This window comes from Novipirellula methanifontis, from assembly GCF_052161655.1.
Classification (GTDB): domain Bacteria; phylum Planctomycetota; class Planctomycetia; order Pirellulales; family Pirellulaceae; genus Novipirellula.
This window is the reverse complement of the sequence record NZ_CP197418.1, coordinates 2,825,434-2,848,419: the sequence shown is the minus strand read 5'-3', so window position 1 is coordinate 2,848,419 and position 22,986 is coordinate 2,825,434. Positions and strand designations below refer to the sequence as shown.

Annotated in this window: 20 protein-coding genes; 12 read left to right on the top strand and 8 right to left on the bottom strand. The window is 54.0% G+C overall.

What is annotated here, in order from left to right:
• Positions 1–503: 503 nt before the first annotated feature.
• Both SH528x_RS09965 and SH528x_RS09960 read left to right on the top strand, forming a co-directional pair.
• Entirely contained in the window at positions 504–959 is a 456-nt protein-coding gene (locus SH528x_RS09965) for a beta-lactamase hydrolase domain-containing protein (protein ID WP_442510376.1), read from the top strand.
• Positions 960–1,282: 323 nt separating this feature from the next.
• On the top strand, positions 1,283–1,504 hold the full coding sequence (locus tag SH528x_RS09960; protein WP_442510375.1) for a hypothetical protein: 222 nt from the start codon (positions 1,283–1,285) through the stop codon (positions 1,502–1,504).
• 64 nt (positions 1,505–1,568) lie between these two features.
• On the opposite strand, the gene SH528x_RS09955 is transcribed toward SH528x_RS09960, so the two are convergent.
• The 4 genes from SH528x_RS09955 to SH528x_RS09940 all read right to left on the bottom strand — a co-directional run bounded on the left by SH528x_RS09955 (position 1,569) and on the right by SH528x_RS09940 (position 3,413).
• The gene (locus SH528x_RS09955) at positions 1,569–1,742 is read right to left on the bottom strand and encodes a hypothetical protein (RefSeq protein WP_442510373.1); all 174 of its coding nucleotides are present in this window, start codon (positions 1,740–1,742) and stop codon (positions 1,569–1,571) included.
• Positions 1,743–1,784: 42 nt separating this feature from the next.
• Positions 1,785–2,279, bottom strand: a complete 495-nt coding sequence (locus SH528x_RS09950) for a hypothetical protein (protein ID WP_442510372.1) — start codon at positions 2,277–2,279, stop codon at positions 1,785–1,787.
• A 13-nt stretch (positions 2,280–2,292) separates the two neighbouring features.
• Complete coding sequence (locus SH528x_RS09945) at positions 2,293–2,487, bottom strand: hypothetical protein (RefSeq protein WP_442510371.1); 195 nt, start codon at positions 2,485–2,487, stop codon at positions 2,293–2,295.
• Between the two features lie 335 nt (positions 2,488–2,822).
• Positions 2,823–3,413 carry a hypothetical protein gene (locus SH528x_RS09940; RefSeq protein WP_442510370.1) on the bottom strand — a complete coding sequence of 197 codons (591 nt, stop codon included), beginning with the start codon at positions 3,411–3,413 and terminating at the stop codon, positions 2,823–2,825.
• 691 nt (positions 3,414–4,104) lie between these two features.
• On the opposite strand from SH528x_RS09940, the gene SH528x_RS09935 reads away from it, so the two are divergent.
• On the top strand, positions 4,105–4,824 hold the full coding sequence (locus tag SH528x_RS09935; RefSeq protein WP_442510369.1) for a chemotaxis protein CheB: 720 nt from the start codon (positions 4,105–4,107) through the stop codon (positions 4,822–4,824).
• A 189-nt stretch (positions 4,825–5,013) separates the two neighbouring features.
• On the opposite strand, the gene SH528x_RS09930 is transcribed toward SH528x_RS09935, so the two are convergent.
• Both SH528x_RS09930 and SH528x_RS09925 read right to left on the bottom strand, forming a co-directional pair.
• Positions 5,014–6,531, bottom strand: a complete 1,518-nt coding sequence (locus SH528x_RS09930; protein ID WP_442507952.1) for an ISNCY family transposase — start codon at positions 6,529–6,531, stop codon at positions 5,014–5,016.
• A gap of 231 nt (positions 6,532–6,762) precedes the next feature.
• Positions 6,763–7,200, bottom strand: a complete 438-nt coding sequence (locus SH528x_RS09925) for a DUF3859 domain-containing protein (protein WP_442510368.1) — start codon at positions 7,198–7,200, stop codon at positions 6,763–6,765.
• 220 nt (positions 7,201–7,420) lie between these two features.
• Here SH528x_RS09925 and SH528x_RS09920 point away from each other — a divergent pair, with 220 nt between their 5' ends.
• The 9 genes from SH528x_RS09920 to SH528x_RS09880 all read left to right on the top strand — a co-directional run bounded on the left by SH528x_RS09920 (position 7,421) and on the right by SH528x_RS09880 (position 20,420).
• A complete protein-coding gene (locus tag SH528x_RS09920) occupies positions 7,421–8,428 on the top strand; it encodes a TIGR00266 family protein (RefSeq protein WP_442510367.1) in 1,008 nt (335 codons plus the stop codon).
• Between the two features lie 14 nt (positions 8,429–8,442).
• Positions 8,443–9,141 (top strand): tRNA (adenine(22)-N(1))-methyltransferase, encoded by a 699-nt coding sequence (locus SH528x_RS09915; RefSeq protein ID WP_442510365.1) that lies wholly within the window; start codon positions 8,443–8,445, stop codon positions 9,139–9,141.
• Between the two features lie 200 nt (positions 9,142–9,341).
• The gene (locus SH528x_RS09910; RefSeq protein ID WP_442510364.1) at positions 9,342–9,845 is read left to right on the top strand and encodes a hypothetical protein; all 504 of its coding nucleotides are present in this window, start codon (positions 9,342–9,344) and stop codon (positions 9,843–9,845) included.
• Positions 9,846–9,904: 59 nt separating this feature from the next.
• A complete protein-coding gene (locus SH528x_RS09905) occupies positions 9,905–11,179 on the top strand; it encodes an outer membrane protein assembly factor BamB family protein (protein ID WP_442510363.1) in 1,275 nt (424 codons plus the stop codon).
• A gap of 194 nt (positions 11,180–11,373) precedes the next feature.
• Positions 11,374–12,696, top strand: coding sequence for a Gfo/Idh/MocA family protein (locus SH528x_RS09900; protein ID WP_442510362.1), 1,323 nt, complete (start codon positions 11,374–11,376; stop codon positions 12,694–12,696).
• Complete coding sequence (locus SH528x_RS09895) at positions 12,697–15,750, top strand: DUF1553 domain-containing protein (protein ID WP_442510361.1); 3,054 nt, start codon at positions 12,697–12,699, stop codon at positions 15,748–15,750. It begins immediately after the preceding gene.
• 58 nt (positions 15,751–15,808) lie between these two features.
• Positions 15,809–17,221 carry a DUF1501 domain-containing protein gene (locus tag SH528x_RS09890; RefSeq protein ID WP_442510360.1) on the top strand — a complete coding sequence of 471 codons (1,413 nt, stop codon included), beginning with the start codon at positions 15,809–15,811 and terminating at the stop codon, positions 17,219–17,221.
• Positions 17,222–17,421: 200 nt separating this feature from the next.
• A complete protein-coding gene (locus tag SH528x_RS09885) occupies positions 17,422–18,219 on the top strand; it encodes a 3-keto-disaccharide hydrolase (protein WP_442510359.1) in 798 nt (265 codons plus the stop codon).
• Positions 18,220–18,341: 122 nt separating this feature from the next.
• Positions 18,342–20,420: an FAD-dependent oxidoreductase gene (locus SH528x_RS09880; protein WP_442510358.1), complete on the top strand. Its 2,079-nt coding sequence runs from the start codon at positions 18,342–18,344 to the stop codon at positions 20,418–20,420.
• 75 nt (positions 20,421–20,495) lie between these two features.
• Here SH528x_RS09880 and SH528x_RS09875 read toward each other — a convergent pair whose 3' ends face one another.
• A complete protein-coding gene (locus SH528x_RS09875; RefSeq protein ID WP_442510357.1) occupies positions 20,496–20,756 on the bottom strand; it encodes a BON domain-containing protein in 261 nt (86 codons plus the stop codon).
• 494 nt (positions 20,757–21,250) lie between these two features.
• The gene (locus SH528x_RS09870; protein WP_442510356.1) at positions 21,251–22,978 is read right to left on the bottom strand and encodes a Na/Pi cotransporter family protein; all 1,728 of its coding nucleotides are present in this window, start codon (positions 22,976–22,978) and stop codon (positions 21,251–21,253) included.
• Positions 22,979–22,986 lie beyond the last annotated feature (8 nt).

The window sequence follows — 22,986 nt, the reverse complement described above, 5'->3', positions numbered from 1 at the left end:
GCGACGTGAATGAGATATCCTCAGCGGCAAACAAACGAACCGCGACATAAGGTGCGCATCAGATTCCGTACGCAGGGATTGTTGTTAGTCGTCAAAGGCAACCACAAGAACGATCTGATCGCCGCGATTCACGTCGCACTCACCGGCGGGGACGTTGGAACGCCAATCAGTTGCGGATCCGATAGGTGCGATTCGGTGCATAGTGGTTTCCGCCATCCGAGAATGGCTTTCCACTCGATTCAAACGGATCGCGTCAGTCGCGACAATACCGCAGTCTTTCGCATTGCCCTACTCGGCTCCGAAGTATTACTCGTCGAATCGGAGTGTCGTTCGTCAAATCCTGGAACGAACTCATCGAGGTCATCGCGTCCAAGACCACGGCACTTAAGGGAGCAAATTAATGAGACACACCATGGCACGAACAGGCACAATTGGTGCCGCTTCGAGATATGGAATCACACGACAGGTAGCGACGATTAACCTCTATCCAAAGGAAACGTGAAATGCAGGCAATGAAAATCAACGATCAGGTGACGGTCGGTCCACAGCCCTCGGAAGACGAACTCCAGAAGCTCGGCCAGCAGGGGTTCAAGTCAGTAGTGAACTTCCGCACGGATGGCGAGGTGGAGCAGCCGCTCTCGCCACAGGCCGAAGGGGAGAAGGTCAATTCCGCAGGGATGGAGTACCGGCACATCCCGGTGTCGATGAAGTCGATGGGGCCGGAACTGGTCGATCAGTTTCGGGTGAAGTTCGCCGACCTCCCCAAGCCGGTCTTTGCTCACTGCAAGAGTGGCAAGCGGGCCGGGGCGATGGTGATGATGCAAACGGCTGTCGAGCAGCAAGGTATGACCGGCGAGCAAACGCTTCAGAAGGCCAAGGAGATGGGCTTCGAGTGTGAACAACCCGAACTGGAACAGTTCGTCCGCCAGTACGTTGATTCACATACCCCGTCGAATTGACGGCAGATCCATGAGGAGTCCAGATGCAATAGGTTTCCCTTAACGGGTCGCTCACGCTGAGTTTTCCCGGCCTGGCCATTGCCTCTTACATCGTCGGTGACGAGAAGAGCGACGAGGCCGCTGGCGTCGACCCCACGCGAGACGTGCAGGCGTACATTCAATTCGCAAAGGACCACGATACTGCTGATGCGGACGGACTCCGTCATCGTTTACTGAGCGAAAGGAGTAGAGTGTCTTGGTCCTTTTTGGCGCGACGGTCGATGTGGTGTTCAAGGACAAATGAAGAAATAACGTTAAGTCTTTCAACAGTAAGGAGAGTCGTCATGGATGAAATGATGTCGAGTGGATCGATGTGGGCATTCGGACCGCTGATGATGCTGGTTTTTGCGGCGTTGATCATCTTGCCGTTCTGGTTCATCTTCAAAAAAGCGGGATACCCGCCGTGGCTCGGCCTGCTGATGGTAGTGCCCATTGTCAATCTAGCGATCCTGTATTTCCTCGCGTTTTCAGACTGGCCAGGCCTGCGGGGAACCGTAAAGGAGTGAACGAAGAAGGGGAAACTTATGACACAACATAAACAGGTCGATTTGGTAATACTCGGCTCCGGCTCTACTGCCTTCGCGGCGGCATTACGCGACGCCAGACCAAACAATTGTTGCTGACTGCGTGAGCGACAAAGTCATGGCTGGACAGCACCAGATGAAACAGGTGGTAGAGACCATCGTGAAAGAAGACATCGACGTCGCCCAGGCTCTTGAGGCTTCCAACGGATTCGGAATACATCAATCCGCCAGCTTGTAGGAATGAGGGACACACCCCCCGGGGTTAATGGCTTTCAAATACCTCTAGGCTCGACGGACCGCAGGTTTGCAAAACGGCCTTCGCTTCATCAAGCCGATAAGGCGTGCTGGTCACAATCACAAGGACGGCGTCATCGGCAATCAGTTGGTCATATCGCATGGCGGCTTGCTCATGGATTCCCCAGTCTCTCGCCTTGCCAAACAAACCGCCAGCAATCGCACCGCCGATCAACTTCGTCAACGGACCTACGACGGTTACTGGAATTTTCAAAGTCGCGGTCAACAGATAGGTCGCCACAGAGCCGCCAAGCAAAACGTTGTTTTCGGCCGCGTCACGGGAATCCTGACCACTGTTCCGTGCGTCGTCGATTGGATTGATCGCTTTCTCATGGCCTCGCCAAGCAACCGAAACAGCATCGGAGGCGAAATGGTCTAAGCGAAGGACTTCCAAGGCAACTTGCACCTTTTCAAGCGACACGAATTCGGCAACGAGACAGGCGGCATGAATATCAGTGATCATTGAAGTGTTGGATTCAGTTTGCAGGAGAGGTGTAGAGTTCGAGAGCCAGATAACCCGCACCGATTGCAAGGATGACGATCAAGAGCACTAACAAGTAGCTCAGCCCCGCGAGAACAAAAACTGCACTGGATTCCTTTTCGTCGAACGTCAGATTCTCTTCCTTACCACGTTCAGTGACAGGAACGTCATTTTGTTCGGTTGCGTTCATGACACGATTCTCAGTTGGCATTTGATTGGAGTCCGCCCCGATACAATTGGTGACTTCCGGCAATGGATGATCGGCCGGGTGGCGTCATGCTCCGTAGTTAGGCAACGGTACTGTTTGTCATGCCCCCGGCGAAAGCGTTCTATCGAACCATTTGCTAAGTGCTTGCTGGGCTTGGCGATGACAACTCGCAAGGTTTGGGCATCAGATAACTTTCTCCTTCTCGTCTCGCCGAAACGATTCGTTACGTCTTGCGCAAGAATCGCCAGGCCAACTCTCCACCCGTGACTGCGATACACCTAGATTTGCGTATCGAGCAGTTCACCGCCATTGAGCGATCAACCAAAGTAGCTTGGCGGATTCCACCATGTTTCGGTTCTGATACCGCGATGGTTGAGTCCGTCACCGTTTTCGCAGCGCACATGGATGCACGGTGAACAGGTATCGCATGCTGCCAATGAGTTTTCGAAGAGATTGCGAAACACCTGACCTAGCCGAAAGACATCAACATCACATTCCAGAGAAATGTCACCAACTGACTCATCCAAACGTGCTTCCCGGGTACTCAATCGCGTTACGTCGCACCACGCTGCCCGCCACACTGTTTGCAGGCTCAGCCGAATTATGTCCAAGTGCATCGGAGCCGAAAACTGACGAACCTCTTCGAGCAGGTGTTCCAGCCCCATTTTCGTCTTCTGAATACAATTGATTGCATCGAGGGCCTCCGTGTTGTCCTTATCGATCTCTGCGAGTAACTCTGCTGCACTCTTGATTCGTTGCAGAAAATTTCGGCTTTCGTGAGCAATCGACGTCACCCTATGCCCTATTGCAGCGAGGCCTTCGTCGTGAAGAACGGATTGTTCCGCTTTAGGCAAAAGAATGATTCTCGCACGCGACGCCTGTAATGCATTGGCACATTTGCTACTCATGGTGTTTCCTCATTCATTTCTGAAGTAAATTGTTGATTATGTGAAGTGCAGGATTTGGCCGGCGTCTGCCGCTTAGTCTGCCGGAAACATGGCGATCGTCAGTTTCAAGTCCGTTGGCGGTAAATACCCCGGAGCAATGACTGCACGATACTTCGCAGCAAAGCAACCTGATCGGGACATGCAATGAGCGTCCGCATACGGGACAGGACTGTTTAAAAGAGGTTTTCAATGTAGGCAGCTCGTAGCTTCCTTGAAGCGAGTGTCGGAAAAAAGCAAAAAGTCCCGTGATTAAGGACTCCGGCATCCCAGTTTGCCTTGGTTCAAAGATTATTCGACCGCAACATCATTGGGAACATCGACGAGCATCTGATTCTGAGGTGGCGGAATCAACCAGAGCCGACCTGGCAGAGATTGCCCGAAACAGACCCGCATGGCGGATTCAACCATTCGCAGAGCGAAGGCGTTCTTTGGCCCCGAGTTACTTGATATAATCACCGTTTGCGGTGGGGCTGAACACTTCACCCGGCCAACCGCGCGACTGCATGTTGCGAGCTGGCGCTGCCAACTAACCTGGGATAGGATTCCAGCCTGTTAAACCGACAAATGACAAGCTGGAAGCCGATCCCAGTTTTGGAACGCACTGGCTTTTACCTTTAGCTTGATAGGGTGAAGCTGCGTGATCGAAACTAGCATGGCGCCAGAGCTGCTTTCAAAATCGTTAAAACTCGCAAAAATCACTCGGTTTCCGATCGTCGGGGTCGTCGCCTCGGCGGGTGGTCTAAGTGCATTCAAGCAACTTCTCAGCGTGGTTCCCGCCGACTGCGGAATGGCTTTCGTTTTGGTTCCTCATTTGGATCCAAAGCACGAAAGTCAGATGGTCGCGATACTGTCCAAGGTCAGTTTGCTTCCGGTCGTCGAGGCAAATCAGGGGATGGTCGCTGAGGCGAACCATGTCTACGTGATTCCGTCCAATAACTTTTTGACCATTGTTGACGGTGTGCTTCAACTCAGCGAACCACCAACACCCCAGAGACACGAAATCGCGATCGATTTCTTTTTGCGATCGCTTGCGAAAGATCAAGGCGAACGTTCGATTGGCATCGTGTTATCAGGTACCGGAAGCCATGGCACGTTGGGAATTCGTGATATCAAACTAGCCGGCGGTATGGCTATCGCCCAACAACCGACGACTGCCGAGTTTGATTCGATGCCGTCGAGCATCATTAGCGAAGGATTGGCCGACTATGTGTTGCCGCCTGCGGAGATGCCCGCGACCTTGATGCAGTACATCCGTCAGCCGTACATCAACCACGCACAGCCAGTGACACCGGACGCATGGTCCGATGATGATCAATTTGCGGCCATTCTCGGACAACTCCGCAAGCATTCGCAATACGATTTTGGTAGCTAGTGTCTGTCATAAAACCTCGAGGCGGCGTAATTTTACAGCTTGAGAGGGCGAAACGTTAGTGTGAAGATTGTTGGCGACCCGCCTTCAACACCACGATGAGGGGCGAATTTGCAGTGTTTTCAGATGACTGCGCGTACCTTCAGCCAGGAGGGTGTCGTTGATCAACTCTGCGTTGTGTCTTTGACCTAATTAGGCCGCTGCACGTACTGTCTTTGCCGCTGCAGCGTCGGGGTTTTCTGCCGCGATCAATAGCCGGCCAAGCACCTGCAGGTTCCGCCCCAGCACGGCTAGGCCAAGATAGCGTTTGAAACCAACTTCACTGCGGTCACGACAACGTTTCAATCCGTTGCCCCGCTGCAACGCACCGACCGCGGATTCGATTCCTGCGTGACGGTGTCGACGTCGGCGCGAGTCGTCTGACTCGTTGGCAACTTCGGTTGCAAAGTTTTGAGAGTTCCGCGATGGACAACTGACGTTGCCAACGATCGGCAACAAGGCTTTAACGTTCGCCGCGCTGTGAAAGCCACGATCAAGCGAAAGTTCTTCAAGCTTACCTTGGTGACGCTGCTGGGCGATCTTCGTTTGCTCAACCACGACACTGCCGTCGGTTTCATCACGATCCATCAGATAGTAATGGCTGATGAAGCCCGCACCGTCCTCAAAGATCATTGCCAGTCGTCCATACTGAATCGGCTCGCCTGCTTTGCCACGTTGGTAGAGTTGCGTATGAGTTTCGAAAAGGCTGAACAGCTTCTCGCTGTTGGGAACGCTCTCGCCCAGCACCACTCGGCGATGCGCGGTATCACGAACCTGTTGGGTCAAACTGGCCCAACCCGTGAGTTCCTCAAGCCGAATGTGCAGCGAGAGAGGCAATGCGTTTTTCGCTGCCTTTTCCAGTGTTTTGACTCTTTGGAGGATCAAGTCTACACGCGCTATCAGGCTATAGTAGAGCGATTCGATCGCCTCCTTCTTTTTGACGATACGACTGGCAGAGAGCTGATTAATTTGTCGATGAAGCTTTTTGATCGTCTTTAACAAGTGAGCGGACTGACGCCACCGAGGAAGACTGATTTCGTCAGCAAGGGTGCGGGCCAGCGGGATGATCTTCCGCATCCCGTCGTACATCAAGCTGCTTTCGGTTGGGTAATGAATATTCGTTTCGATCACGAACGAGTCGGCGCGAGCCGATCCTACTGCATCGCCATGGAACTGTTGTCCGTGTCGAACAATGATGTGGTTGATCTTCTCAATTGTCTCAGGCTTGATCAGACAACACGAATTGCGAATACGGCGAAAGTCGAAATTCGGGTCTTGCTCCCAATCGTCAACACCGAGGATCGTACGGAGATTGTGATGGTTCTCGGCTTGGTCTTGGACTTTGTCGTAGTCGAAATTGCAATTCATTCTGAGCACTGCCAGCACGAGAATTTGCCAATCATCGAAACCGGGTCTGCCGGTATCGCGGCGCGAGAGCTCACTGACATCTTGCGCGATTAAGTTGGTAAGGCTTCTTCGCAGCGGACCGTCGAGATAGACATGACGCAGGGCAGCGAGAACGGGTATAATTTCGTCACGACAATTCAGATTCAATTGCAACTGCGCGATGGGGGTTGCTGCGAACCGCATCTGAGGTTCATAACTCTTTCGCATCTCGACCACTCCTTGAAGATTTGTGATGAAATTGGTTTTTCCTAACTGTTTCAACACTCGAACCGGTCAAACGGTTCAGTCTTCAAGGAGCTTTTTTCTAAATAACCCCGTAAAACACGGGATCATTCTGTTTGATGACAGACACTAGCTACCGTCGCGTTCGCGGTGGATCCACGCTCTGGCGAGCTTAGCTACAAAACGCAAATGCCGCAATTTCCCGTCTCTAAATGCTTCACAGCGTTGCGCTAACGCAATTGGCAACGCTGCGACCGCATCTTCACCACAGAATTATGGCCGTTCGGGTTGCGGAGCGAGGGTGTATTCCGCGGGTCCCTCATCTTTGCAATAGAGTTCGAATGTTTTTTCCGCGACAATCTTCTCATCCAACTCGATCGTCAATTGCCACAACCCTAGCTTGTCCTCGATCGGTTCCCAGATCGTATCGCCAAGGTAAAAGTTCCAGTCGTTTTGCTTGACGTACACAATCCCGTCAAACGGGGGCCTCTTTTTGCCCTCCGCATCCAGGATTCCTGGATGATCGATGCAATAACGCAACGATTGGTTCTTGGCGTTCTTGATGTTGACGACAAAGCCAAATTCGACGCCCACCTCCGCTCGCACGGAGGTGGTTGATTTGCAGAATCGCGGAAGATCTTTTGAGTCGGCATCCCATTGGGTGTAGATACCAAACGTACGCATCCGGATCTCAGGTTTTCGTTTCGCCATAGAGGGTGAGAGAGGGAGAGCGTGTCGACGTGAGTATTTGGGGACGGATCATACCTGGTGATCTGCCGAGTGGCGCCCCCCAACGTGATTTCTTACGCTATAAATAACGTGCTGTTTTCGATCATCGGATTGCTGCGAAGCCGGATGGTTTCCTACCATGCCCTTCGATCAAAATACGAGCCGCAAAAACATTCCTTGTCGATTTTGCCAGAGTACTCTCATGACCATCAATATCCACTGCCAATGCGGAAAGCAATTGGCGATTCCTGAAACCTATGCCGGAAAACGAGTCAAATGTCCTTCGTGTGCGGCGGTACTTCAAGTTCCTGCGCTGCCCGAGCCGATCGATGTGATCGAGGACGCACCGGTCAATGCTTTTCCGGTAGCCGCCGGAGCACGGAATATGACGCGACCGGGTTACGGTGGGGGCGGCGGTGGCGGCAATCGTCGTAGCCATGAAGTCGACTACGAAATCGTCGGCAATGATATGCAAATGGTGATCGTCGAATTAGATCCCGGGGAAACCGTGATCGCCGAAGCCGGCGCGATGACGTACATGGAAGAAGGCATCCAGTTCGAGACCAAGATGGGAGACGGCTCGTCACCTGATAAAGGTTTCTTTGGCAAAATGATGAGCGTCGGCAAGCGAGCCATGACAGGCGAATCGCTGTTCATGACCCACTTTACCCACACGGGTGCGGGCAAGAGTCATGTTGCGTTTGCGGCACCCTATCCCGGCAAAATTATTCCCATCGATCTCGCCACGATTCAGGGTAACGATCTGATTTGCCAAAAAGATGCTTTCCTATGTGCTGCACTCGGCACTCAGGTCACGATCGCTTTTAACAAGAAAATTGGAACCGGTTTGTTTGGCGGTGAAGGTTTCATTATGCAAAAGCTCGTCGGCGACGGGTTGGCGTTTATTCATGCTGGTGGAACGATCATCGAACGTGAACTGCATGGCGAGACGCTGCGTGTTGACACAGGATGTTTGGTCGCGTTTGAACCGCACATGGAATACGACATCGAACGTGCTGGGAATTTGAAAAGCATGTTCCTCGGTGGCGAAGGATTGTTCCTGGCCACGCTGCGAGGGCACGGGCGAGTGTGGTTGCAAAGTTTGCCGATGCGACGATTGTCCGAACGCATTGTCGCCAATGCAGGTCCGTCCGGAAAAGGCGAAGGTTCAATTCTCGGCTCGCTCGGCAATCTGTTGGACGGAGACTGAGTTTTCACGTTGCCATGCCTAAATTAGATGTTCGTTTGCGAACCGTCGCTTCGCTGATCAACCCTCGCGGTGATTCTTCCGTCGTCCATGGAGACATCGGTTCGGATCACGGTGGGTTGCTGGTATCGCTACTGCGAAGCAAGCGAATCGCACGGGGAATTGCGGTCGAGAATAAATCGCAACCGTATGACAATTCGTGTCGAGCGCTTAAGGGGCTGTGCGCCGAAGTCCGCTTCGGGGATGGCTTGGCGGTGATCCAGCCGGGCGAACTGAGCAGCTTGAGTATCTGTGGCATGGGTGCCGAGAGTATGGTCAAGATCCTCGAAGCGTTCCCTGATCGCGTTCCTGATCACGTTGTCTTGCAGCCCAATCGCCAACATGAACTCGTTCGCGGTTGGGGATTGCGGAACGGTTTTCATTTGAATGAGGAACAGATCGCTTGGGGGCACTGGCCCTATGCCGTCATTTCGTTGCAACGAGCGGACGTGTCCGATTTTGATGCTTCGACGCCAAATGATCCCGCCTACGCCGATGTCGATTTAGAAGCCGCGTTGTTGTTTGGGCCACGGATTCTGAAGCGTTGGGAGCCCACATTTGTAGCCCGGCTTTACGAAGAGCAAGCGTACTTGGAAGGGCTAACGCAATTGCGTGGCGACTACGAACACCGGTTGCATCAGATCCAAAAAGTGCTGGCAGCGAGTGTGGCTCGATAGGGCCCAAGACTCAATCTCTGCCTGTTCTGGTGAGCCGACGGCATTCGCCGCGGGCCTGTTTCGATCAAAACGACGGGCCCGCGGCTAACGCCGTCGGCTCACTCCCCCGTTTTGACCTGCTTAATCGCTCTGGACGCCGCCTGCCCGAATAGGCGAAAAGATACAAAACGCTTCCATTCCTTTGGATGTTCTATTGCATCATGTCGGATTCCATTCCCAGCAAATATGCGTCGATTCGAGACGGATTCGCCGCGATACGCGAGCTGATCATTGTGTTGGCGATGCTGGCGCTGTTATTCGCGCCGGCGACCATTCGCGAAATCCTGAATGATGCCGGGGTTCGTTCGTTCGCGGGGGTCGAATTTGACGAACAAACGCTTGATGAAGTCGAGTCGGCGCATTCACGCGTCGCCGAACTTGAACATCAACTTGCCGTCGCCCAGCAACAACTTACCAGCATCTCGCAATCGAGTGCCGTTCGCGCCGATCCACGTTTTGGAGTGGTATCGAAAATGATCGCGGAAGCTCAAGAATATGCATCCGAAACCGAAGACGATCTTCGCGAGGCCAAAGACAAGCATATGGAGCTTTGGAAGCGGGCGGGCCGACCGGCTCGCAGTCATCATTCCTCGGTGACTGCAGAAGAGGAGCGTCCGGCGGAGCAGCAAGCCCTGCTATCGCCCAGCGAATTGTTCTCTCGCTGAGCCAAGTTCACTGCGACGACTGGACTCCAGTTGCGTCGTGCGCATGTTATACTTGCAGCATGAAATCTCCTACCCCTGCAACATTGCCCACCTGCGTTGCTCCCAAAATGCTGTCGCCTGCAATGTTGACCCCTGCGATGTTGCTCCTAGGGGTCTGCATGATCGCATGTTTTGCCCCGGCCACTCTGGATGCCGAGGATTGGTATCGATGGCGAGGCCCAGAGCTAAACGGCATTTCGAGCGAAACCGGTTGGCAGGCCGAGTGGCCGACGGGCAAGATGCCGATTGCGTGGACGATCGACGTCGGAACTGGGTTTTCCTCGGTGGTGGTCCAGGACAATCGAGCCTATACACTCGGCCATGTCGACGACCATGACGTCGTGTACTGCGTCGACGTCAGCGATGGTCACGTGATTTGGAAGCACGCCTATCCGGCGTCCTTGGATGCTCGCGATTTCGAAGGCGGCCCCACCACCACGCCGACCATCGACGGTGACCGTGTGTATGTCCTCAGCCGCGCCGGCGAACTGTTCTGTTTCGACAACAAATCCGGCGAAGTCCGCTGGCAGAAACAGATTGCGGACGTCGCAGAGGTTCGTCTTCCGGGTTGGGGATTTGCCGCCGCGCCGCTTGTTGTGGGTGACAAACTCGTGCTCACCCTGGGTGAATCAGGAGCGGTCGTCAACAAACATGACGGCACTTTGATCTGGACTTCGCCGGACCGCGAGTGCGGCTACGCGTCCCCGGTTCAGATCCCAAACACCGATACCTTCGTGTTCCCATCGGGACGTGCCTTTACCGGTGTTGATCTGAAAACGGGTGAAGCCCAGTGGTCGCTACGCTGGTTAACCAGTTTTGGTTGCAACGCTGCCGACCTGATCATTCACGATGGCAAGATGTTCCTTTGCTCGGGATACAATCGGGGCGCCGCCTTGTTCCGATTGAGCGACGACGAACCTGAGTTGATTTGGAAGAACAAGAACATGCTGAACCAACTGCATGGCTCGCTACTATACCAAGGCCACTTGTACGGCATCGATGGTGACATGGAAGCCGGTGCCCGGCTGACCTGTTTGAACTGGGAAACCGGCGAGGTGGTGTGGTCCGAAGACGATTTGAAGCCAGGCGGACTGAGTTTGGCCGGCGGCAAATTGATTCTGTTGACCGAAGCGGGCGAATTGGTCTTCGCGGCAGCATCGCCGGCAGGATTCAGTGAGATTTCGCGAGCCAAAGTGCTCGACGGCAAATGTTGGACGGTCCCCGTGTTATCATCAGGACGGGTTTTTTGCCGATCGATCCAGGGCCAGGTCGCTTGCGTCGATCTCCGCGATTAAGATAGGCAGCTCGATAGGAGTCGTTCCATACAATGACCTGAGCCGCGGGCCGTAAGGCACAGGGTAATGCGTGGAACCCGGCCGCTTACGCGTCACGGCTCACTAAATCAACAGTCCGCTAGCGCCTTCGGCTCACCGAATGACCTACTTTGAAGCCTCGCCCTTCCTTTCCCCCATCCACGGATCACCACTCGATGTCTCTTGATCGACGTGCCTTTATCGCTTCCACCGTTGCAGCATCGACGCTGGTAGCCGCCCCCAAAATCCATGCGGCATCGAAGGATAAAAAGTATCGCACCGCGCTGATCGGATCCGGTTGGTGGGGCATGAACATTTTGCGAGAGGCGATGGCGGGGGGGCAAACCAAAGTTGTCGCCCTCTGCGATGTCGACCAAGACAAATTGGAACTCGCGGCCGAAGAGGTCAACGATCTGTCGGGCGAAGATCCCAAGCTGTATTCGGATTTTCGCGAACTTTTCGAAAAGGAAGAGATCGAGATTGCGATCATCGCGACTCCGGATCATTGGCATGCTTTGAATACGTTGGCGGCGATCGAAGCAGGAGCTCATATCTTTATCGAAAAACCGACCGGGCATACGATCGGAGAAAGCCAAGCGATTCTGAAGGCGTCGCGGGCCGCCGATCGTATTGTCCAAGTGGGACTGCATCGTCGCATTGGACCGCACCACGTCTCGGGAATGAAATTCTTGAAAGACGGTGGGGCCGGAGACATCGGTCTGGTGCGAATGTTTGTCCACAGTCGCGGAGGCGCAGAAACACCGACCAAAAACAGTGCTCCGCCGGAGACACTTGATTGGGAGATGTATTGTGGTCCGGCTCCGCTGCGTCCTTACAACCGCAAAATCCATCCCGGTGGTTTTCGCCAATATCTCGATTTCGCCAACGGCACGCTCGGCGATTGGGGCGTGCACTGGTTGGATCAAATGTTGTGGTGGTGTGATCAACAATCCCCCAAAAGCGTCCATTCCACGGGCGGTCGTCCGGTTCGCGGCGAAGCTGTTTTAAACGAGGACGTGCAAACCACGGACGCTCCCGATTCCCAAATTGCGACCTACCAATTCGACGACTTCACCGCGATTTGGGAACATCGCCAATTCGGCGGCGCCGGTCCAGAGAAATCGACCGTGGGATGCAATTTCTACGGCAGCAAGGGAACGTTCCACATGGGTTGGCGTGACGGCTGGACGTTCTATCCCGACGATTCCCGCAAACCCGTTGTGCATGAAGATCATCAACTGCAAGAACCCGATGGACACAATTTGAAATTGCTGTGGGCCGACTTTTTGCAATCGATCGAATCGGGGCGGCGACCGACTGCGGATATCGAATTCGGTCATCAAGCAACCACGCTCAGTCTGCTGGGGATGTTGTCGCTAAAACTCGGACGCAGCGTGCGGTGGGACGGCGACGCCCAACGCATCATTGGCGATGACGAAGCCAACGGACTTCTGAAACGAAAATACCGAGCTCCGTGGACCTATCCTGAGATCGGTTAAATGCGATTTACGATCTACTCAACCGTATTGCGATCCGCGTTTCTGCTTTTCGTTTTTCCACTTTTCGTAATGGGCTCGACGCTTTGCTGGGCACAGCAAAACGATATTGAACCCAAAGTCGATTTCGACCGCGATGTTGCGCCGATTTTCGCGTCACATTGCCTCGAGTGTCACGCGGGCGATGAAGCCGAGGGAGGCTTGTCGCTTATCGATGTGAAAATGGCAATGTCGGAATCCGACAGTGGATTCGCGATCCTCCCGCACGATCGGAGCAACAGCGTATTGTGGCAGCGAGTTGACGCCGACGAGATGCCGCCCAAACATCCACTCATCGCAGAAGACAAACACACGCTAAAACAATGGATCGATGAAGGGGCAGCGTGGGGCACCAGCCCGATCGATCCGTATGCAACGTCGACGTCCACTCGCGCGGGACGCGATTGGTGGTCGCTGCAACCGCTTCGCGATCAGGCGGTACCGGCGGTTTTGAATGACGAATGGTCTCGCAACGCGATTGATGCTTTTGTTTTGAAACGTTTGCAGGATGCAAATCTTAATCCCGCATCCGAAGCCGACCCTCGCACCCTGATTCGGCGTGTCTACTTTGATCTTGTCGGGCTTCCGCCGACGCCTGAACAAGTCGCCGCGTTTGTTTCGGATCCATCCGATGCCGCCTACGAAAAAGTCGTCGCCGATCTACTGGAGTCAAAGCACTATGGCGAACGTTGGGGGCGACACTGGTTGGACGTGGTGCGGTTCGGTGAGAGCGATGGCTTCGAGCGAAACGCGACTCGCAAAAACGCCTGGCACTATCGCGATTGGGTGATCGAGTCGCTCAACGCCGACATGCCCTACGACGAATTTGTGCGTCAGCAATTGATCGGAGATCAAATCACCGGCGGGATCGAGGGAGCCGCAGCGACTGGATTTTGGGTTGCCGGAGTACATAACACCGTCGTCGGCGGTAGCCCGCGGATGCGTGAATTGGCTCGCCAAGACGAGATCGAAGAGGTGCTGGGTACGCTGAGCCAGAGCTTTCTTGGGCTGACCGTCCATTGTGCGCGATGTCACGACCACAAATTTGATCCGATTTCGCAGGAAGAGTATTACCAAATGGCGTCCTCGATCTCGGGCCTCGGCTTCGGAGAACGAGTCGAACAAACGCCCGAGGATCGAGACCGATTGGACAAACTGACATCCAAACTCTCCTCGCTACAGCATGAATTGACTGCGGTCGATCAAACGGCACGCCGCGAGATCCGGACCAACCGCAGCGGCTTGGACATTCCACTCACAGAGTCACCCGCTGCGTTTGCGCGGTGGGAATTTGACGATGACTTGTCCGACAGCATTGGCAATTTGCACGGCACTCCGATTGGAAACGCCAAAGTCGAATCAGGCATGTTGATTCTGGACGGCCAAAGTTTTGTTCAGACGCCGGCGATTGCTACGACGATCAACGAAAAAACATTCGAAGCCTGGGTTCAACTGGATACGTTGGACCAATCCGGCGGCGCGGCGATTTCGTTGCAGAGACCGGATGGCGGCATCTTTGACGCAATTGTATTTGGCGAAAAAGATCCAAAACAATGGATGGCGGGCAGCAACGGTTTTGCACGCACGGAATCCTTTGCGGCAATTCAAGAAGTCGACGCGGAGACGCGTCCTGTGCACATTGCGGTGGTTTATCAATCGGACGGAACGATCGTCGCCTATCGCGATGGGGTTGCTTACGGAACGTCGATTCGAAAATCGCCGCTGCAAACCTACGAGGCGAACCAAGCTCAGATTTTGTTCGGGCTGAGGCACAAGCCAGCTGGCGGAAATCGATTCCTGCGTGCCAAATTGTATCGAGCCGCATTCTATGACCGCGCGCTGTCGGCCGAGGAAATCCAACGATCCTCAAAAACGTTTGCCGATCATGTCACCGAACAGCAGATCGTGGCATCACTAAGTCCGGCCGAACGCAACCATCGTACATCGTTGCGAAAAGCCATTTCAAATACGCGAGCGGCAATCGAGACGCACACTGCCGAGAGTCAGGCCGAAATCTATACGCTAATGCCGGGGCCTGGCGCAACCACACATGTGTTATTGCGTGGTGATCCCGCCAATGTCGGTGACGAAGTGGCGCCATCAGGATTGCGGGCCGTATCGGGGCTGTCGGGCAATTTTAATTTGGCTGTAGATGCACCCGAAGCCGAGCGTCGCCGCAAACTCGCCGACTGGGTCACCAGCGATGCCAACCCGCTACTGGCTCGCGTGATGGTCAACCGCATTTGGCACTATCATTTTGGCGTTGGCATCGTCGATACTCCCAACGACCTCGGCTTTAACGGCGGACGTCCGACGCATCCCGAACTGCTTGAGTATCTTGCCTGGCAATTTCACGCCGATGACTATCGGATGAAATCATTGCATCGGGCGATTGTGACCTCGAAAACTTATCGACAAGCTTCGCACGGTCTTACTGCTGCACAACACTCCGAGGGGCGGGCGATTGACGCAAACAACCGATTATTGTGGAGAGGTGCGACACGTCGGCTCGAGGCGGAAGTGATCCGAGATGCCATGTTGACGGTTAGCGGAAAAATGGACGCCGCCGCAGGCGGACCTAGTTTCATCGACGTCTCGGTAACGGAAAACAACGGCACGACCTACTACGAACCGCTCGATACCAACAATGATGCATTTTGGCGGCGAACGGTTTACCGTTTCAATCCTCGCGGTGGACGAAGTGCGTTGCTTGATACATTTGATTGTCCCGATTCCGCCTCTACCGCACCACGTCGTGCCGTGACGACAACGCCGCTTCAGGCACTAAGTCTCTTAAACAACTCGTTTGTGTTACAGATGGCCGATGCAATGGCGGTACGAGTTCGATCCGAATTCCAGAATGACACTCGTGGGCAGGTGACGCGAGCATGGCAATTGGCGATCTCGCGTGACCCCAGCGTAGAGGAGCGAGTACTTTCCGAGCAACTTGTTCGCAATCACGGTTTGGCGGCATTGTGCCGAGGCCTTTTTAATGCCAACGAATTTGTCATGAATTAAGAAAGGCAACAGTGATGCCAAATAGAAATTGTGCGATACCGCGATTGAGAATGATTTGATGAACTCGAACACAACCCGTCGCGATTTTTTCAACTGGGGTGTTAGTGGTCTTGGGGCCACCGCACTGGCATCGCTGATCCATCGCGAGACACCCTGCGCGTCGGCTTCCGAACCGTCAGTGCAGCCAAAAGCAAAACGGGCGATTCACATCTGTCTTGTCGGTGGACTCAGTCACGTCGACTCGTTTGATCCGAAACCGGCGCTCACGAAGATGCACGGAAAATCGTTGCAAACCGACGAACAGGTGGATTTGTTCTTTGGTCAAATGGGGCTATTGCGTAAACAAGATTGGGAATTCAAACCTCGTGGAGAGAGTGGGCTGCTTATCTCTGAGATGTTTCCCCACATTGCCGAGTTAGCCGATGATCTGACGATATTGCGGTCGATGGAATCGAAGTCGGCGAATCATACTCCGGCACTGTTCTTGGCCAACAGTGGTTTTGAGTTTAACGGTTTTCCCTCAATGGGAAGCTGGATTTCCTATGGGATGGGAATGGAGAATGAAACACTGCCGGCCTATGTTGTGTTGAATGATGAACGCGGGGCGCCCAATACAGGTGCATCAACGTGGAGCAGTTCCTTCTTGCCATCGAACCATCAAGGCGTGGTGCTTCGCGGTGGCGATCAACCGGTTCGAGATTTATTCCCGGCTCAGGATTTGAGTTCGGCGGACACCGCAACCCGTGAATTTATTGATGCCGTCAATCACGCTCACGCCGATCGCAACCCGCAGGATGCGGCATTGATGGCGCGGGTGAAGGCATACGAATTGGCGGCCAAGATGCAAACGTCGATTCCTGCCGTCAGCCGTTTTTCGGATGAATCACAGACGACGCAACAGGCGTACGGCATCCACGAGAAACAGACCGCGGACATGGGCAAACGTTGTTTGCTGGGACGACGGTTGTTGGAACAGGGCGTGCGGTTTGTGCAATTGTTTTCGGGAGGACCGATTGCAGGAAGTCCACGTGCCAGCTGGGATGCTCATGAAAACGTCAAAGAAAACCACACGGTCGAAGCGGGACGTATCGACAAACCGGTCGCTGCCCTACTGCGTGACTTGAAACAGCGTGGCATGTTGGACGACACACTGGTGTTGTTCACCACCGAATTTGGCCGCACCCCGTTCGCTCAGTCTGCAGCGAATCAGGTTGGCCCAGGACGCGACCACAATCGCTACGGATTCAGTTGTTGGATGGCCGGTGCGGGATTGAAGCCAGGAATAGCAGTCGGCAGCACCGATGAACTTGGTTGGAAGGCGGTCGAGCGTCCCATCCCCTGGCACGATTTCCACGCGACGGTACTACATCTATTTGGCATCGATCACGAAAAACTAACGTTCTATCACAATGGCATCCAGCGGCGTTTAACAAACGTCCATGGGGACGTGGTCCGCGAGGTTTTGGCGTAGCGTTATGGTCATGTCCATCGTCTGGCAATTGTCGTTACTGCGTTAATTCGCTCGTATGGGTCTAGAGTCAATAATTCAGATTGTTTTTTGCGTTGCCGACATGGTTGCGACAACCGAGGGGGCGAAAATGGCGTTTGCCCGTGTTAGGATCTTGCAATCAAGAATCAAAGTTTAACCTTGTATCTAAAACAGGAATCAAAATGTTGTTTCAACCTATCACGGTTAGCAAACCGTGGATCATGTTTAGTCTCGTTTGCGGAATGGTCATCAGCGGTGGCGTGGTAATTGCCGGCGAAGTCGATCCGCAACAAAAGGACTGGTACGCAAAATACAAGAATCAAGAAAATATCCCCCCCGCCGATGAGATGTTGCTGAACACCGACGCGGAACCCGAATTGTCCGAAGGGTTCACACCACTCTTCAACGGAAAAAATTTGACCGGCTGGTCTCCCAAGGGCGGCACCTGTAAGTTCGAAGCGAAAGACGGAGTGCTGAAGGGCACCTGCGTCCCTGGATCGCCAAGCACCTACCTCTCCACCGACAAAGATGACTACCGTGATTTCATCTTCACGTGTGAGATGAAATGGGAAGCCGATGGGAACTCCGGTGTGATGTTTCGCGCTCAGTCGAAAGTGTCCGAATCGAAAAAGGGTGTGAAGTCCGAAACTGTGTTTGGACCGCAAGCGGAAATGGAAGGGATTACCGGCGACCGCCATTGGTCTGGCGGCATCTATGGCCAAAGCTGCGGTGGTTACTTTTATCCGCTGTGGTTGAAAGAGCATCAAGAGGTGCGTGCGGCACTGAAGAAAACCGACTGGAACCGCTTAACAATCATGGCCAAGGGCAACGTCGTCAAAACGTGGCTCAATGGTGTTCCCGCAGCCCACTGGGTTGATGATGGAACTTATCCGCAAGGCTTCTTTGGACTGCAGATTCACAAAGGCAACAGCGGCACCGTGCTGTGGCGTGACATCCGCGTCAAAGAGCTGACGCAGTAACACGCGGTAAAATATATTGCCACCGCTGAACTCGTCGTGAGTTCGGCTATCGCGTCCCGCTGACACCGTATTCCTTCCATCGGTTCCCACCCTCGACCCACCTCAAGATTAAATCCCCCACCATGATTTCCATTGCGCCGACTTTACGTCACTCCTCCTTTCCTCGTGTGCTGCTTGCTGTCGGCTTATTGCTGGGACTCAACGCCCCATCCCAAGCAGCGACCAAAGCGGACGTGATCGTTTATGGCTCGACCCCTGGTGGGTTTTGTGCGGCGATTGCTGCGGCACGCGAAGGCGCCTCGGTGATCATGATTGAGCCCACCGATCACGTGGGCGGCGTCAACACCGGCGGGCTCTGCTTTAGCGATTCCAATCAAACCGTTCGCAGCACGGTGATGGGTCTGTTCGATGAATGGCATCGCCGAATCGAGCAAGACTATCAATCCCGTGGCGTCACATTGCCTTACGACGTCAGCGTCAAGGATCAAAGCAAGTGGTCGTACGAGCCGCACGTTGCCGCGCGGGTGACCCAGCAGATGCTCGACGAGGCCAAAGTGACCGTGCTGACCGAGCGAGTGCTCGAATCGGTGATCAAGGACGGCAGCCGCATCCAAAGCTTGCGAACAAGCGACGGTGATTTCTCGGCCAAAGTGTTTGTCGATGGAACGTACGAGGGCGATTTGATGGCTGCAGCGGGCGTCAGCTGGACGATCGGACGCGAGGGCAAGAGTGAATACGGCGAATCGCTGGCGGGGAAACAATTCACCAAGCGGCAGATGAACTTTTCGGGTCTGGACGACGACGGAAATCCATTGCCGCTGATCACTACGACTGATGCCGGCCCAGTGGATCAAGGCGACTCGAATGTGATGGTTTACAGTTTCCGGCTGTGTCTAACCGCCGACCCTAAAAATCGCGTCCCGATGCCTGAGCCCGATCATTATGAACCGGCTCGCTTTGAGGCCGTTCGCCGCCACCTGCGAAACAACGGCAGCGGCGTCGGTTTCGATCTGTACGATGTGCCCGGCGGAAAACTGGATGGCAACAATTCGATCGGTGGCCAATTTTCGTTTGGGTTTGTCGGGGCGTGCAACGGTTGGAGCGAAGCCAACGCGGCAGAGCGTCAACAGATTTGGGAAGCTCACAAACAATACACGCTTGAGTTCTTTAAGTTTTTGACGACCGATCCTGCGGTGCCCGAGTCCACTCGCAAACACTATGCTCGACTCGGGTTGTGCAAAGATGAGTTCGCAAAGTACGGACACTTCTCGCCGCAGCTTTATGTTCGCGAGGGTCGCCGCATGAAGGGCATGTACGTGGTTAGCCAAAAGGATATTTTGGTTGATCAGGAGAAAGAGGATCCGATTATTGTTTCCTCCTTTCCCATTGATTCGCACGATTGCCAGCGGATTGCACTGAGCGATGGAGGCGTGATCAACGAAGGCACGATTTTCCCCGTGCGGATGAAAGGGAAACGACATGGCTATCCGTACCACATTCCGTTGCGTGCGATTTTGCCAGTGCCGAGTGAGTGCTCGAATCTGTTGGTGCCAGTGGCTCTCTCGTGCACGCACGTTGCCATTTCATCGATTCGGGTCGAACCGACTTGGATGATTCTCGGGCAGAGCGCCGGGATCGCTGCGGCGATGGCCGCCGAAAAAGAAGTGGCGGTTCAGGATCTCGCTTATCCCGAACTACGAGAGCGGCTGCAGGGACAAAAACAGGTGCTGGAAATCCCTGAGGGAATTTTTGATCAAGACAGTGTCGATGCGTCCAAGTTGGCGGGGATCGTCTTGGATGATGAAGCGGCTGAGCTGAGCGGTGTCTGGAAACACTCGACCAATTTCTCACCCCATCTTGGTCGCGGCTACGTGCACGATGACAAGATCGCCGACGGCGGTTCGAAAGCTACGTTTCGCTTCACCGCACCCAAGTCGGGCAAGTATGAGTTGCGGATGGCCTACTCGGCCCACCCGACTCGCGCCACCAATGTGCCCGTCGTCGTCACCAACGGTTCGACGGAAACCAAGATCACCGTCGACCAAACTCAGGCTCTGCCGGCAGGCGGATTGTTTCGTCCCATCGGTATCGCAGATCTAACCGACTCTGCGGAAACCGTGATTACCGTGATTAACTCTGGCACCGACGGGTTCGTCATCTTAGACGCACTGCAACTCGTTCCGGTAACAAGTGCAAAGTAAGGCCCACACTCAATGCCAAGCCGCGCTCAATGCCAGCCCGAGCTCATTGCCAAGCCAAACTCAAAGCCAGGATTCTCATCGAGCAACGGTCAGGCGATTGTCGATTTGTTCGACACGCAACACGTGTCGAACCAATTCCTGAGCGGTTTGCTTCATGTGAAACGAGGGTACTTCGCCATTGAGAATCAAGACGCCTTCGTGAAAGCGGCACTGTACATTTCGGATGGACGAATAGGGGCAAGTGCGAAAGAGCTCGTTTGCCTTGAGGGCCGCGTCCAACGAGATCACGGAGGGTAGTTCGGGAGGGCTGGAGGGAGGTGTTGTTGTTTGAATCATTACGGCAATCTCTTGGGATATTGGATCGGAAATCAACGACCATCGTTATTGAAAGCAATCGGATGATTGCGTTGTGTTGAACGTTTCAGATCCTTGCCTGCCAGATCCCTTAGAAACGCCCAATTAATTAGCGTGGCTACGCTCGCCGACGTGTGGATGCTACCGTCTAGCGACGGCAACTACTTCCAATCGATGCGTTTTGATGTTTCATCGTCTCTTACGACGTGAAACAAATCCCTGTCTTTTGGGGGATCGCATCAGGGTGAGTTCGCCACCCAAGATCCTGTTGTTAATCTTCAGGTGATTCAACTCTAGCGGCATCCCGCCATCGGTCAAGAACGAATGTTGACAATGGATTCAAACTAGGCGTTGGAGAAGCGTTGGATGCTTTTCGACAGTACTGTCCAGTGCAGCAGCGTCGGCATTTCCACACAATGAAGCTTCGAATTCGCTTGGATTGCCGTAGCGGGAGACGAGTTCACGCGTGCACGTGTTTACGCCTGCACGTGGGGATTCGCGTTCGCACTGGACAATGACTCGTGCGGAGGTGAGGAGGGCACTTCGTTTTCCAGAACCACATCAGCGATTCGTCGCGTCAGGGTATTGATACGTTTGAGGTTCTCGATGATATCCGTTTCGACTTTAAAGGAAGCGAGCCGATTGGGTTCGTAAGCCACCAACCGTTGTGCCAAGTGAAACGCGGCTTTCTCGGCAATCTTGTTCACTTCGGTTTTGCTTTCCGCTGCATCGCGGGCTGCTTCGAAGTCTCGCTCTCGTAACGCCGTGACCAACCGATCAAAAGCCCAACAGACTTGCTTGTGCACCGTGCTTAGCACTTCGATCGTCCCGGGGCTGACGGCCACATTGGACTGGATTCGCTTCGTCGCATCCGTCAGCACATTATTCTCGACGACGTCCCCAACATTCTCCATGTAATTGGCTATACCGATGTAGCGATAAAGCTGATTGGACTGAGGATCCATGATGCTCTTTTGCGAAAGCCGGGCCAGGAACGTGATAATTTCGCCGTGCAGATGGTCCACGTCATCAACCTTTTCCCGAATCCGGGCAATGTCTCGACGACTGCCTTGCGTTGCCACTGCGAGCGATTGCTTCAACAAGTTCTGACTCAATTCACCTAGACGCACGAGTTCACGATGCACTTGGTCTAGTGCCAAGGCGGGATGCTCAAGATACATCGCGTCGAGATAGAGGGCGCCGATCCCCTTGGGCTCTTCACGTTTCGGCACCATTCGATCGACCAGTTTAGCCAGCGGACCGGTGAACCCGATGAACAACAGCGTATTCACCACGTTAAAAACAGTATGGGCATTGGCGATTTGACGAGGTGTATCCGCCGCCAACTTGGCTGCGTCCTGCAAGTCATTAGCCGCTGGCGAAATCACACGTACGAGCTGGGCAAATTCGGGGATAAAGAACATCCACAATAACACGCCACCGACGTTAAAAAGAACATGGATCCAGGCGGCTTGAACCGCTTCACGGGGTCGGCCGAACGCGGACAAGATCGCGGTCACACAGGTTCCGATATTGGCGCCAAAGATCAATCCGATCCCCGACTCGAGCGAAATCAGTCCTTGGCTTGCCAACACAATCACAATCCCCGTGGTCGCCGAGGAACTTTGCACGATGGCGGTGAAGACAAACCCGATCACGATGCTCATCAGAGGGTTTTGCATATTCTGGATCGCGTCGATAAACAATGGCAACTGACGCAGCGGAGTCGTCGCCTCGCTCATCAAATTCATGCCGAAGAAGATCATCCCAAGCCCCATCAAGACCATACCCCACTGTTTGATCTTTTCATTTCGGGCCACCACGTCGGTCAAGAAGCCTATCGCGATCAGCAACAAACCGTATCGATACACGTTAAAAGCAATGATTTGGGCGGTGATCGTCGTGCCCACATTCGCGCCAATAATGACTCCGATGGATTGGCTTAACGTCAACAAACCTGCCGAGACAAACCCGACGATCAGTACCGTGGTGACCGACGAAGACTGAATCACCGCGGTGATAATCATGCCCGCCATCGCCGCGGTGAATCGGTTTGCGGTCAAGCGTGCCAACAACGTCTTCATGCTGCTGCCAGCAACCGTCTTCAGACTCTCGGTCATTTGACGCATGCCAAACAGAAATAGAGCTAAACCACCGCCGAGTCCCGTGATGAGATTTCCTGCTTCGATCGAGACGGCGGACATGAAAAGCA

Coding starts and splice junctions, on each gene's coding strand:
- SH528x_RS09965 (WP_442510376.1), top strand. CDS start 504: ATGCAGGCAATGAAAATCAACGATCAGGTGACGGTCGGTCCACAGCCC.
- SH528x_RS09960 (WP_442510375.1), top strand. CDS start 1,283: ATGGATGAAATGATGTCGAGTGGATCGATGTGGGCATTCGGACCGCTG.
- SH528x_RS09955 (WP_442510373.1), bottom strand. CDS start 1,742: ATGTATTCCGAATCCGTTGGAAGCCTCAAGAGCCTGGGCGACGTCGAT.
- SH528x_RS09950 (WP_442510372.1), bottom strand. CDS start 2,279: ATGATCACTGATATTCATGCCGCCTGTCTCGTTGCCGAATTCGTGTCG.
- SH528x_RS09945 (WP_442510371.1), bottom strand. CDS start 2,487: ATGAACGCAACCGAACAAAATGACGTTCCTGTCACTGAACGTGGTAAG.
- SH528x_RS09940 (WP_442510370.1), bottom strand. CDS start 3,413: ATGAGTAGCAAATGTGCCAATGCATTACAGGCGTCGCGTGCGAGAATC.
- SH528x_RS09935 (WP_442510369.1), top strand. CDS start 4,105: ATGGCGCCAGAGCTGCTTTCAAAATCGTTAAAACTCGCAAAAATCACT.
- SH528x_RS09925 (WP_442510368.1), bottom strand. CDS start 7,200: ATGGCGAAACGAAAACCTGAGATCCGGATGCGTACGTTTGGTATCTAC.
- SH528x_RS09920 (WP_442510367.1), top strand. CDS start 7,421: ATGACCATCAATATCCACTGCCAATGCGGAAAGCAATTGGCGATTCCT.
- SH528x_RS09915 (WP_442510365.1), top strand. CDS start 8,443: ATGCCTAAATTAGATGTTCGTTTGCGAACCGTCGCTTCGCTGATCAAC.
- SH528x_RS09910 (WP_442510364.1), top strand. CDS start 9,342: ATGTCGGATTCCATTCCCAGCAAATATGCGTCGATTCGAGACGGATTC.
- SH528x_RS09905 (WP_442510363.1), top strand. CDS start 9,905: ATGAAATCTCCTACCCCTGCAACATTGCCCACCTGCGTTGCTCCCAAA.
- SH528x_RS09900 (WP_442510362.1), top strand. CDS start 11,374: ATGTCTCTTGATCGACGTGCCTTTATCGCTTCCACCGTTGCAGCATCG.
- SH528x_RS09895 (WP_442510361.1), top strand. CDS start 12,697: ATGCGATTTACGATCTACTCAACCGTATTGCGATCCGCGTTTCTGCTT.
- SH528x_RS09890 (WP_442510360.1), top strand. CDS start 15,809: ATGAACTCGAACACAACCCGTCGCGATTTTTTCAACTGGGGTGTTAGT.
- SH528x_RS09885 (WP_442510359.1), top strand. CDS start 17,422: ATGTTGTTTCAACCTATCACGGTTAGCAAACCGTGGATCATGTTTAGT.
- SH528x_RS09880 (WP_442510358.1), top strand. CDS start 18,342: ATGATTTCCATTGCGCCGACTTTACGTCACTCCTCCTTTCCTCGTGTG.
- SH528x_RS09875 (WP_442510357.1), bottom strand. CDS start 20,756: ATGATTCAAACAACAACACCTCCCTCCAGCCCTCCCGAACTACCCTCC.
- SH528x_RS09870 (WP_442510356.1), bottom strand. CDS start 22,978: ATGTCCGCCGTCTCGATCGAAGCAGGAAATCTCATCACGGGACTCGGC.